The organism is Bacillus yunxiaonensis (genome assembly GCF_037104695.1).
Lineage (GTDB): Bacteria > Bacillota > Bacilli > Bacillales > Bacillaceae_G > Bacillus_A > Bacillus_A yunxiaonensis.
Genome location: NZ_JBAWSV010000005.1, coordinates 270,183 through 283,104, shown reverse-complemented (window position 1 = coordinate 283,104; position 12,922 = coordinate 270,183). Strand labels below are relative to the sequence as shown.

Genomic DNA, 12,922 nt, shown 5'->3' with positions numbered 1-12,922 from the left:
ATCCTTCTTTTTCTGTAACTGATTTCATATATTTGACGCTCTGTGTTGTAAGTGCTTACGCAATCATTTACATCCTATACAATAAAGCTATCAAATCGAAAGAGGTGGCGGATGGTATGAAACGTTCATCTATTAATCCATGGCTTGTTGTCCTCGGTACAGTCATTGTACAAATGGGACTTGGAACGATATATACATGGAGCTTATTCAATCAGCCTTTAGTGAGTAAATACGGCTGGAGTCTTAACGCTGTTGCGATAACCTTCTCAATCACTAGCTTTTCTTTAGCATTTTCAACTTTGTTTGCGGGTAAATTACAAGAGAAATTGGGACTTCGTAAACTCATTATGATAGCCGGATTAGCCTTAGGAATTGGCTTGATGCTTAGTTCGCAAGTTTCCTCATTACCAATGCTTTATGTACTAGCAGGTGTTGTTGTAGGTTACGCAGATGGTACAGCTTATATCACTTCACTATCCAATTTAATAAAGTGGTTTCCGGAGCGTAAAGGTTTAATTTCTGGTATATCTGTCTCTGCATATGGCACGGGTAGCCTAATTTTTAAATACATTAATGCAAAGTTCATTGCTTCTGTTGGTGTATCACAAGCGTTTTTATATTGGGGCTTAATTGTCGCGGTTATGGTAGTCATAGGCGCTTGTTTAATCCATAAAGCGGCTGAACAAGATACAGTTCATGAAACAAAAAGTCATGACTTTACAACAAGAGAAATGCTAGGCACAAAACAAGTTTATCTGTTATTTGTCATGTTATTTACATCATGTATGAGTGGCTTATACTTAATTGGTATGGTAAAAGATATCGGTGTTCAACTCGTAGGACTTAGCGTAGCAACAGCAGCTAATGCGGTCGCTATGGTTGCGATTTTTAATACGCTTGGCCGAATCATTTTGGGACCGTTGTCAGATAAAATCGGCCGTTTAAAAATTGTTACCGCAACGTTTGTTGTTATAGCTACATCTGTTTTTGTTCTTAGTTTTGTGGACTTAAATTATGGCATCTATTTTGCTTGTGTAGCAAGCGTAGCTTTTTGTTTTGGTGGAAATATCACGATTTTCCCAGCCATTGTTGGTGATTTCTTCGGTCTAAAAAATCATAGTAAAAACTACGGAATCGTGTATCAAGGCTTTGGTTTTGGAGCACTCGCAGGTTCCTTTATCGGTGCACTTCTAGGTGGATTTAAACCAACTTTTATGGTGATTGGCGCATTGTGTGTCGTGTCATTTATTATCGCTATTTTCATTCGACCACCTAGTCAGCAAAAAGAAAAACAAGAAAATTATCGCAGCGTAGCGTGAGCATTTTCAATTTTTATTACATCCTAAAAGTAAACGTAAAGTAATTCCAAAATATACAATAAAAGTTGATATGGAGATAATTGTGAAATAACGAACAATAAAAGTAAAAAAGTGTGCAACTAATTCAAAAAATCCTATTCTTATGCGATTTGCCAGTAGCGAACTTTTTTCTCTTTTGACAATTTTTGTCTAAAGAGAAAAAAGTCCGCTACTGGGTAATGAAAATAGTCTGTACTGTTGAAAGTTAGTATGAAGCATGAAAAGTACTACTGAATGAAATTTTACGTTATTATACTAAAAAAATAATAATGTACGAAAAGAAATTTTTATAGGCAAAAAAGCATGACATAAAATTGTCATGCTTTTTGTTAGTTATCCGTAATTTATAGGTTCGATGTTTTGTGGTACGTATAGAGACTACTAATGGTAGAGTGGATTTGCTTGAGGTTATAAAATCTCTCAATTATTGTATATTTTGGAGTTGCTTTACGTTTACGTTACAACTTAAATTCTTCGTACTTTTTTTGAATTTATAATTGCTATTCTAGAAAATTCATTCATTTTTCCTAAGTGGCCCGTGAAATAATTTCTTGTTCTTCAAGTAAGAACTTCAAGCTTGATAAAGAGATTGTTTGGAAATTCTCTTTCGACATACGTTTTCGATAATGCGTAGGTGTTTCTCCAGTCACTTTTTTAAATATGCGGCTAAAGACTACTAAACTACGAAAGCCCACCTGATAAGAAATGTTTTCTACCGATTCATTTGTCATTGAAAGTAAATACGCTGCGTGATTAATGCGCACTCTTAAAATCCAGTCCTTCATGCTCATCCCGAAATGATTGTGAAAGACCCGCGAAAGATGGCTTCGATTGACCGCAAGATGATTTGCCACATTACTTACTGTAATCTCCTCCACATAGTGCTCTCCAATATATATCATCGCTTCAATCGCGAGTCGTGAAAACTTTTGTTTTACTCCTGTTGATAATTCGCCACCATCTGTAAGTAATAATCTTAAAAAACGATAGGTCAACTCATTCAACTTTAATTCATCTTCTAATGTACCATGGGAGCAATTCATACACTCCAAGATAATATCCGAATATTGTTGAATATTAGTTGAAGTAACAGAGTAGTTATCTTCTTTAAAACTCGAATAACGAATAATTTCGTCTGCTACCTTCCCACCAAATGACAGCCACACATACAACCATGGTTCTTCTGCATCTGCGCGATAAAAGGTTGACTCTCCTGGACGAATGAGAAAAATATTTCCTTTCTTTAATGAATATTTTTTATCTTTTACATAGTACGTTCCTTTTCCATCCAACACGACATGAATAATGTAGCTGTTACGTACAGCTGGTCCAAAAGCATGAAAAGGCAGTGTTTTTGAAAAACCACAAAAATCAAAATAAAGTTCGCTTGAGAAGTGGTGATGTTCTTTTTTCATAAAGATTGCTTGTTCCATGGGTTTCGCCCCTCTTCGTGATTACTATAACTTAATCTGCCTTTTGAAGGAAGAAATGCAACAAAAGGTTAAATCAAGGTCACAAAATGATATAAAACAGAAAGCGCTTTCTTGCTAAACTATACTTGAAAAAGAAAACGATAGGAAGGAGATTCATGTAGTTCGTTAGTTTTTTTATGTTTAACTTTGTAAACGCTCTTTTATCATTATTAAATTTAAGTAGTGGGAAAAATTACAAAAGAGGAGAATGAACATGAATGGAAAACTAAAGCAACGTGTTTCCTATGCCTTAGGTGCATTTGGTCATGACATATTTTATGCAACTTTGAGCACTTATTTTATGGTCTTTGTTACGAGTGCGATGTTCACTGGGGCTGATAAAGCAACGACTGGAAAAATGATTGGAATTGTTACAAGTTTAGTCGTAGTAATCCGATTGGTAGAAATTGTTTTTGATCCGATTATTGGAGGAGTAATTGACAACACAAAAACGAGATTCGGGAAGTTTAAGCCTTGGTTAGTCATTGGTGGTGTAGTTAGTTCTATCCTTCTTGTATTCATATTTACCAATTTCTTTGGTCTTGCAATTCATAATACTACACTGTTCATCATTTTATTTGCAATTGTTTATATCTTACTCGATAGTTTTTATTCCTTTAAGGATATTGCTTTTTGGTCGATGATTCCAGCGCTAAGCACTGAAACCAAGGAACGAGAAAAATTGGCAACATCTGCACGAATTGGTTCATCACTTGGTGCAAATGGGACTACACTAGCAGTTGTACCAATCGTTACCTTCTTTACTTTCTTGATGACTGGTGAACATTCTCAAGGTGCCTCTGGTTGGTTTTGGTTTGGCTTGATTGCTGCTGTTATTGCTGGTGGAACAGCAATTATTACAGCACTTGGCACAAAAGAAAATGATAGCGTAATTCGTCAGCAACAAGAAAAAGTAGCCTTTAAAGATGTTTTCAAAGCTATTGCTAAAAACGATCAGCTGATGTGGCTGGCACTTTCATATATTGCATATGCGATTGCCAATGTTGCAACTACTGCTGTGTTATTCTTCTTCTTCAAATATATTCTAGGAAATTCAGGTGAGTTCTGGATTGTGGGATTAATTGCAGCTGTATTAGGCTTAATTGCCGTTCCACTTTTCCCAATGCTCACGAAATTAATTTCAAGACGTTTTGTCTATATTGGCGGTATTGTGATGATGCTTCTGGCATATGTATGTTTCATCTTAGCTGGAACAAGTTTACCAATGGTTATTGTGGGGTTAGTGCTCTACTACTTCCCTCAGCAGCTAATTTTCCTTTCAGCTTTGATGACGATTACCGACTCAGTTGAATATGGACAATGGAAAAATGGTACCCGAAACGAAGCTGTGACTTTATCAATTCGTCCATTACTCGATAAAATGGCCGGAGCTTTATCAAACGGAATCGTTGGGTTTGTAGCTGTTGCTTCTGGGATGACTGGCAATGCTACAGCAGCAGACATTACTGCACAGGGTGTTTCAACGTTTCATCTTTATGCGTTCTACCTTCCAGCAGCACTCATGATTTTCTCTGCCATCATTTTCGCATGGAAGATCACATTAACAGAGAAAAAACATGCACAAATCGTCAAAGAACTAGAAGCAAAGCTAACTCATGGCGAGAAAGCAACTAAAAAGTTCAATTCTAGTGGTTCACTTGCTAAATAAAGAAGTAGAGGATATCTAAAATGAACATTACAACAAAAGATTTCGGTGCAGGTTATACGATTATCACTATTACCAATCTGAACGGCCTGCAATTGACTGTTTCAGATTTAGGTGCTCGCATTACGAGTTTAAAGGTACCAACAACGAATGGTCTACGTGAGCTCGTACTTGGTTTTGATACGGCAAAGGAATATTTTGAAAAGGATTTATATATTGGTGCTTCAATTGGACGAGTAGCTGGACGAATTAAAAACGGAATTTTTCAAATTGATAAGCAAGTCTATAAAGTACAAATCGATGAGACGACCGGAAACACTTTACATGGCGGTACCCCAGGATTTGAAAGCAAAAAGTGGCAATATCAAGTTATCGATAATAATGATGAGGTCTCAGTGGTATTTCACATGGTGAGTCCAGATGGTGAAAATGGTTTTCCGGGGAATCTTGATGTCGAGATACGTTACACGTTAACTAACACGAATGTTTGGAAAGTAGAAACTAAGGCGACAAGTGACAAAGATACTTTGTTTAATCCAACAAATCACGTGTACTTCAACTTAACTGGTGATGTAACGCAACCTGTAAATGAACACACATTATGGGTGGATAGTGATAAATTTGCACCACTTGATTGGGGAAGTATTCCAATTGGTGAAAAGTTGCCTGTAGAAGGAACTGCTTTTGATTTTCGAAAGCCAGTTAAACTCAAAGAAACCTTCAATAGTACTTTTGGTCAAAAAGAATTAGTGGATGGAATTGATCACCCATTTTTCTTGAACCGACCTGAACTATCCCATAGTTCAGTGAAACTCATTAGCCCGGATGAAGTGGTTACAATTGAAATAGCCACAAAAGAACCAAGTGTCGTCATCTTTACGGCAAATTTTGGTGAGAATACGCCTCTCATGCATGGCAAGCAACTTGCAAACCATGGCGGAATTACCTTTGAAACACAGGTTTCCCCGGGTGCTGAACAGTATTCTGATTTTGGGAATATAGTTCTTAGGGCGGATTCAACTTATCAAACGATGACAGAATTTCATATTATTTGAGATCATATTTTGGATAGTCTCTTTAAATATGAAACATGTATAGAAAAAATTAGATACTGCTATCAGAATTTATTTAAAATACGATGTTGTGTCTAGAAATAATGATGAATTGTTAGAAGTGAGCCAGTGAATACTGAGATAATTCCCGAATGTAAAAGGGAGGTTTATACTTATGGAAAAGAAACGTGAACTAGCTTTAAAATTTGCTGAGGTATTTGGACCTCAAGAAACAACTCAATATTTTTCTCCAGGTCGTATCAACTTAATCGGAGAACATACAGACTACAATGGCGGCTATGTATTCCCCGCTTCTATTACTTATGGAACTTATGGAGTAGCTAGACGCCGTGAGGATGATAGAGTATTAGTTTACTCAACAAACTTTGAAGAACTTGGAGTGATTAGCTTCACGTTGAATGAACTAGATTACGATAAAAATGCTAATTGGGCAAATTATGTAAAAGGAGTTATCTTAACACTGAAAGAAGCAGGTCATAGAATAGACTGTGGTTTTGAGTTATTAGTTGAAGGAACGATTCCAAATGGAGCGGGACTTTCAAGTAGTGCTTCACTTGAATTACTTGTAGGCGTAGTATTAGAAGACTTGTTCAACTTAGACATAACGCGACTTGAATTAGTGAAAATGGGTAAAAAAGTTGAAAATGAATTCATTGGTGTAAATTCTGGTATCATGGATCAATTTGCCATTGGATTTGGTGAGAAAGACAAAGCGATTCTCCTTGATACCAATACGTTAGAGTATGAAATGGTTCCAGTGGTTTTGGACGACTATGCTATTGTAATTATGAATACTAATAAACGTCGTGAACTAGCAGATTCAAAATATAATGAGCGCCGTGCTGAATGTGAAGAAGCACTCGCACGTCTCCAAACGAAGTTAGAGATTCATGCACTTGGAGAACTAAGCGAAACAGAATTTGATGCAAATCAAAATCTTATTGGAGATGAAACCCTAATTAAACGCGCGAAGCATGCAGTCTACGAAAATGAACGCACAAAAAAGGCCAAAGCAGCTCTTACTGCAGGTAATTTAGAAGAATTCGGAAAGCTATTGAATGCTTCTCATACATCTTTAAGAGATGATTATGAAGTAACCGGGCTTGAATTAGATACATTGGTAGCCGCTGCGCAAAAACAAGAGGGTGTGCTTGGAGCCCGTATGACTGGAGCAGGATTTGGGGGATGCGCCATCGCATTAGTAAAAGAAAGTGAAACCCATACTTTTAAAAACAATGTTTATGATGAATATCTCAAAGTTGTGGGATATGCGCCTGTCTTTTATGTGGCACACATTGGTAGTGGAACTACAGTGATTGGATGATGAATGAGGTGGAAACGATGAACACATGCCAAGCAATTTATGATTTTACTACACTTGCGATTGAGAATGGAGCCATTGAGGAAAATGACCGAATTTATATGCACAATCAGCTATTACGTTTGATTGGCGAATCGGAAATGGGAGAGATTACTAGCGTAGTCGAAACGGACCCACATGTGCTGTTGGATACGCTTATGGATAAAGCGACGGAAAACCTTATTATCTCTAAAAACCAAGCCAATCGTGATATGTTCGAAGCACTTTTAATGAACGTGATTACACCGCTTCCATCCAAGGTCAATGCGAATTTTCAGGAGGCATATCGCAAAAGTCCTGAACAAGCAACGGATTATTTTTTTAAACTAAGTAAACGCAATGATTATATAAAGACCCGTGCGATTGCAAAAAATATTCATTATTTAGCAGAATCAAGATATGGTGAACTTGAGATTACTATTAATTTGTCCAAACCAGAGAAAGATCCAAGAGAGATCTTAGCGGCTAGAAATGCACCGAGGGGCAATTATCCAAAATGTTTACTTTGTATTGAAAATGAAGGGTATTTCGGTCGCTTGAACCACCCAGGTAGAAGCAATCACCGAATCATTAACATCGAGCTAGATGGAGAAGAATGGGGTTTTCAATATTCACCATATGCATACTTTAACGAACACTCCATCGTATTATCTAAGAAGCATCGACCAATGAAAATTTCTCGTGAGGCATTCTCTCGTTTATTTAGTTTTGTAGAAATCATGCCACATTATTTCATTGGTTCAAATGCAGATTTACCTATTGTAGGAGGATCTATCTTAAGTCATGATCACTATCAAGCTGGACGCCATAACTTTCCAATGGCAAAGGCTAAAGTTCTTAAAACATTTGAACTATGTGACTATCCAAATATTTCTTGCGGTATTGTCAACTGGCCAATGAGTGTGATTCGCCTCTCTTCTTTAAACAAAGAAGAACTAATTAGTGCCAGCACCTACATCCATGAAAGTTGGAAGAACTATTCAGATGAATCCTTACAAATTCGTGCGCAATCAAAAGATGGCACAAAACATCATACAATTACACCAATTGTGCGGCGTCGCGAAGAAAAGTATGAAATTGATCTTGTACTGCGTGATAATAATGTGAGTGAAGAATACCCTGATGGAATTTTTCATCCACATCCAGATGTACAGCATATTAAGAAGGAAAATATCGGGCTTATTGAAGTCATGGGCCTTGCGATTCTCCCTCCACGTTTGATTGAGGAGCTTCATGAAGTTGAGCTGTACTTATTAGATAAGGAAGCCAATGTTCCTGAAATCCATCAAAAATGGGCAGATGAATTAAAAGCACAGGGCGGCTATACGGAAGAGACCATCCAAAGCTTTCTTCAAACTGAAGTTGCAAAAAAATTTGAACGCATCTTAGAAGATGCTGGTGTCTATAAGGCAAATGAAGATGGTAGGGCAGGGTTGGATCGCTTTATCAAAGAATTACAAAGCGCAAATCGAGAGGTGATGACTAGATGACAGTTTTAGTTTTAGGTGGTGCAGGCTATATCGGTTCACATGCCGTCAATCAATTAATCACAAATGGCTATGATGTAGCGGTAATCGATAATCTATTGACCGGTCATATCGAGTCGTTGCATGAAAAAGCGCGTTTTTACAAGGGAGATATACGTGATAAGAAATTCATGTGTGAAGTCTTCTCTCAAGAAAAGAATATTGAAGGTGTGATGCATTTTGCGGCATTTTCACTTGTTGGTGAATCAATGGAAGAGCCATTGAAATATTTCAATAACAACGTTTACGGTACGCAGATTATCTTAGAAGTCATGAGAGAATTCGGCGTGAAATACATTGTCTTCTCTTCAACTGCTGCAACGTTCGGAATTCCAGAAGAGATGCCAATTAAGGAAACAGCTCCAACAAAGCCAATCAATCCATACGGTCAAAGTAAGTTGATGATGGAACAAATGATGAAATGGCAAAGCGAGGCAAGCGACATGAATTATGTGGCGCTTCGTTACTTTAATGTTGCAGGTGCAAAAGAAGATGGCTCAATTGGAGAAGCCCATAATCATGAAACACATTTGATTCCGATTATTTTACAGGTAGCACTTGGTCAGCGTGATGAGCTCATGATTTATGGGGATGATTATAACACGCCGGATGGAACGAACATCCGTGACTATATCCAGGTAGTAGATTTAATCGATGCACATATCAAAGCGCTAGAATATTTAAAAGCTGGCGGAAAATCGGACGTATTTAATCTTGGTTCAGCAAAAGGCTTTTCAAATAAAGAAATGCTTAGAGCTGCTCGTGAGGTTACAGGACATCCAATTCCAGCAAAAATCGGTCCACGTCGCCCAGGTGATCCAGATGTGTTAATTGCATCAAGTGTGAAAGCCAAGGAAGTTCTTGGTTGGGAACCAAAATATACTTCTATTAAGGATATTATCGCTACAGCATGGAAATGGCATCAAAGTCATCCAGAAGGGTATTAAAACATTCGAAAAAGAACTGCATTAAGAGGGATGAACTGCACCCCAATTGTTAGACAAAAAAGCTAACTATTGGGGTGTTTCTTTATGTTAAAATACACACAATCATAAAACTGTCCGTCGCTTGATGAACGAGATGGGCTTACAATGTCTTCTCCGTATGAAGAAGTATCGCTCTTACCGAGGGAAAGTAGTCAAGATCGCACCAAACCTGTTAGCGCACAATTTCAGTGCGACAAAGCCGAATGAGAAGTGGGTAACTAGTTACGTTTTGGTCACCGATATTAAAATTACGAAGCCTTTCATTAGTTCACAGCACTTCATAAGTGCTGTGGCTTTTTTATAATTTTTATATTGTATATTTTTGGAGTAAACGCTATAATGATAGTGTTAAAGATGGAATCGTGATATGACCTGTTATGAATCTATCATTTTATTTACAAATAAATGGATTGGTATTTTAGCAAGATGTGCTAATGAACTACTCCACCATGATGATAGCGTACCTATTAATTCGGTGCGTATATTTTCGTGGTGGAGTTTTTTTATTCTCAAAAAGGGGGAAAGACCATGAACGACAGCATGGTTCATATTACAATTGACGGCAAAGAATATACAGCTGAGCCCGGTTCAACTATCTTGGGCATCATTAATCAAAATGGGATTGAACATCCACAAATTTGTCACGTGCCTGAAGTGGATCCTATCCAAACGTGTGATACTTGTATTGTAGAAGTTGATGGAAAACTTGTGCGATCCTGCGGGACGGTAGCGACGAACGGTATGAATATTGAGTTGTCCTCTATTAGTGCGAAGGCAGCACAAAATGAGGCGATGGACCGCTTATTGGAAAATCATTTACTTTACTGTACGGTCTGTGACAACAATAATGGGAACTGTAAATTGCATAATACGGCAGAACTAATGGAAATTGAGCATCAAAAATATCCTTACAAACCAAAAGTAGATGTGAGTGAGGTTGACATGTCACATCCATTCTATCGCTATGACCCTAATCAGTGTATTGCGTGTGGTCAATGTGTAGAGGTTTGTCAAAACTTGCAAGTAAATGAAACGTTATCAATTGATTGGGAGGCAGAGCGTCCTCGTGTTATTTGGGATGATGGAGCGGCTATTAATGATTCTTCATGTGTAAGCTGCGGTCAATGTGTAACCATTTGTCCTTGTAATGCTTTGATGGAGAAATCGATGCTTGGTGAAGCTGGATTTATGACTGGGCTGAAACCGGACATTCTTGAGCCGATGGTTGATCTTATAAAAGAAGTTGAACCTGGATACAGCGGTATTTTCGCTATATCAGAAGTAGAAGCTGCCATGCGCGAAACTCGTACGAAGAAGACGAAAACGGTATGTACGTTCTGTGGTGTAGGGTGCTCATTTGAAGTGTGGACGAAGGGACGTAAAATTCTTAAAGTACAACCAACTTCTGAGGCACCAGTTAATGCAATTTCTACTTGCGTAAAAGGAAAATTTGGTTGGGACTTCGTAAATTCTGAAGAACGCCTTACTAAGCCCTTAATTCGTAAAAATGGAACGTTTGTTGAATCAACTTGGGAAGAAGCGCTTAATTTAGTTGCAAATAAATTAGGATCTATTAAACAAGAATACGGTAAAGGTTCTGTAGGCTTTATTTCTTCTTCTAAAATTACGAATGAAGATAACTATGTCATTCAAAAATTAGCTCGACAAGTGTTCGAAACGAACAACGTGGATAACTGCTCTCGTTATTGCCAATCACCAGCAACAGATGGATTGTTCCGTACAATTGGTATGGGCGGAGATGCGGGAACGATTAAAGATATTGCGCAATCAGGTCTTGTTATTATCGTTGGTTGTAATCCAACAGAAGGTCACCCGGTATTAGCGACTCGTGTGAAACGTGCGCATAAACTTCACGATCAAAAACTAATTGTTGCAGATCTTCGTAAAACCGAAATGGCAGAGCGTTCAGATATCTTTATCAGTCCAAAGCAAGGAACAGACCAAGTATGGTTAATGGCTGTTACAAAATATATGATTGATAAAGGCTGGCATGATCAACAGTTCATCGACGAGAATGTAAACTTCTTTGAAGATTTCAAAGATAGTCTTACAGAATATACGCTTGAATATGCAGAAGAGATTACAGGCATTTCAAAAGAAACTCTCGTTCAAATGGCAGAAATGATTCGTGATGCAGATGGTACTTGTATTCTTTGGGGAATGGGTGTAACGCAAAATACGGGTGGTTCAGATACTTCTGCTGCGATTTCAAACTTACTTCTTGCAACAGGAAATTATCGTCGCCCAGGTGTTGGTGCATATCCGCTTCGAGGTCATAATAACGTGCAAGGTGCTTGTGATATGGGAACTCTCCCAGGCTGGCTTCCAGGATATCAGCACGTTACCGATGATATAGAACGTGCGAAATTTGAAATGGCTTACGGGGTAAAAATTGAGAACAAACCAGGTCTTAACAACATTGAAATGCTTCATGCAATTGAAGAAGGGAAAATGAAAGCCATGTATCTTGTTGGAGAGGATATGGCTCTTGTAGACTCTAACGCAAATCATGTACATGAAGTTCTATCAAGCCTTGATTTCTTTGTCGTTCAAGATGTATTCCTTTCTAAAACTGCTCAATACGCCGATGTAGTGTTACCAGCAGCGCCATCTCTTGAAAAAGAAGGTACTTTTACAAATACAGAGCGTCGTGTACAAAGACTATATCAAGTACTTCCTACGCTCGGAGATGCGAAACCAGACTGGTGGATTGTACAACAGGTTGCAAATAAATTAGGTGCAAACTGGAACTATAGTCATCCAAGTGAAATCTTTGCTGAAATGGCTAGTTTATCACCACTTTTCGCACACGCAAATTATGAAGTGCTTGAAGGGTGGAACAGTTTCCATTGGGGAAGCTTTGATGGAACGAATACGCCTCTTCTTTTCAAAGATGGATTTAACTTCCCAGACAAAAAAGCTCGTTTTGCAATAGCTGATTGGGTACGTCCTGCTGAATTCCCAGCGGAATACGATCTTCACATTAATAATGGTCGTATGCTTGAACATTTCCATGAAGGTAACATGACGAATAAATCAAATGGTATTCAAGCTAAAGTACCTGGTGTTTTCGTTGAAGTTTCTCCAGAACTTGCACAAGAACGTGGAGTTAAAACTGGTTCGTTAGTACGCCTTGTTTCTCCTTTTGGAGCACTTAAATTACGTGCACTTGTAACGGATCGTGTAAAAGCGAATGAGCTTTATTTACCGATGAACTCGACAGATAACGAAACGGCGATTAATTTCTTAACTGGTCCAGCTGTCGATCAACGTACAAATACGCCTGCATATAAACAAACGAAAGTTCGTATGGAAGTATTACAAGTAGAAGGTGAAAATCCGATGCCAAAAACGAACCCACGTAACAAAAAGCGTCACCCTCAAAATGGGATTGAGGTAAATCGTAAGTGGGCTCGTCCAGGATACGTACACTTAACGGATAATTAGGGAGGAGAAAAGA

At 38.1% G+C, this 12,922-nt stretch carries 8 protein-coding genes and 2 pseudogenes; 9 read left to right on the top strand and 1 reads right to left on the bottom strand.

The features are described from left to right. The first annotated feature begins 116 nt into the window (after positions 1 to 116). Positions 117 to 1,319, top strand: coding sequence for an L-lactate MFS transporter (locus tag WAX78_RS16155; RefSeq protein WP_336483059.1), 1,203 nt, complete (start codon positions 117 to 119; stop codon positions 1,317 to 1,319). Between the two features lie 566 nt (positions 1,320 to 1,885). Here the strand turns inward: WAX78_RS16155 and WAX78_RS16150 are convergent. Then, positions 1,886 to 2,791, bottom strand: coding sequence for an AraC family transcriptional regulator (locus WAX78_RS16150; protein ID WP_336483058.1), 906 nt, complete (start codon positions 2,789 to 2,791; stop codon positions 1,886 to 1,888). Between the two features lie 253 nt (positions 2,792 to 3,044). Between WAX78_RS16150 and WAX78_RS16145 the strand changes: the two genes are divergently transcribed. The 8 genes and pseudogenes from WAX78_RS16145 (at position 3,045) to fdhF (ending at position 12,909) form a co-directional block, all read left to right on the top strand. Beyond that, complete coding sequence (locus WAX78_RS16145; protein ID WP_336483057.1) at positions 3,045 to 4,499, top strand: glycoside-pentoside-hexuronide (GPH):cation symporter; 1,455 nt, start codon at positions 3,045 to 3,047, stop codon at positions 4,497 to 4,499. A 20-nt stretch (positions 4,500 to 4,519) separates the two neighbouring features. Beyond that, positions 4,520 to 5,551 carry a galactose-1-epimerase gene (locus WAX78_RS16140; protein WP_336483056.1) on the top strand — a complete coding sequence of 344 codons (1,032 nt, stop codon included), beginning with the start codon at positions 4,520 to 4,522 and terminating at the stop codon, positions 5,549 to 5,551. Between the two features lie 172 nt (positions 5,552 to 5,723). Further along, entirely contained in the window at positions 5,724 to 6,893 is a 1,170-nt protein-coding gene (locus WAX78_RS16135; RefSeq protein WP_336483055.1) for a galactokinase, read from the top strand. After that, on the top strand, positions 6,890 to 8,419 hold the full coding sequence (galT, locus tag WAX78_RS16130; RefSeq protein WP_336483054.1) for a UDP-glucose--hexose-1-phosphate uridylyltransferase: 1,530 nt from the start codon (positions 6,890 to 6,892) through the stop codon (positions 8,417 to 8,419). The genes WAX78_RS16135 and galT overlap by 4 nt, the downstream gene beginning before the upstream one ends. Continuing rightward, positions 8,416 to 9,402, top strand: a complete 987-nt coding sequence (galE, locus tag WAX78_RS16125; protein ID WP_336483053.1) for a UDP-glucose 4-epimerase GalE — start codon at positions 8,416 to 8,418, stop codon at positions 9,400 to 9,402. The genes galT and galE overlap by 4 nt, the downstream gene beginning before the upstream one ends. Positions 9,403 to 9,502: 100 nt before the next feature. Continuing rightward, positions 9,503 to 9,691: pseudogene (locus WAX78_RS16120) on the top strand (IS3 family transposase); the annotation flags it as partial. A 117-nt stretch (positions 9,692 to 9,808) separates the two neighbouring features. Next, positions 9,809 to 10,001: pseudogene (locus tag WAX78_RS16115) on the top strand (hypothetical protein). After that, positions 9,970 to 12,909, top strand: a complete 2,940-nt coding sequence (gene fdhF / locus WAX78_RS16110) for a formate dehydrogenase subunit alpha (RefSeq protein WP_336483052.1) — start codon at positions 9,970 to 9,972, stop codon at positions 12,907 to 12,909. The pseudogene WAX78_RS16115 and the gene fdhF overlap by 32 nt, the downstream one beginning before the upstream one ends. Positions 12,910 to 12,922: the final 13 nt, after the last annotated feature.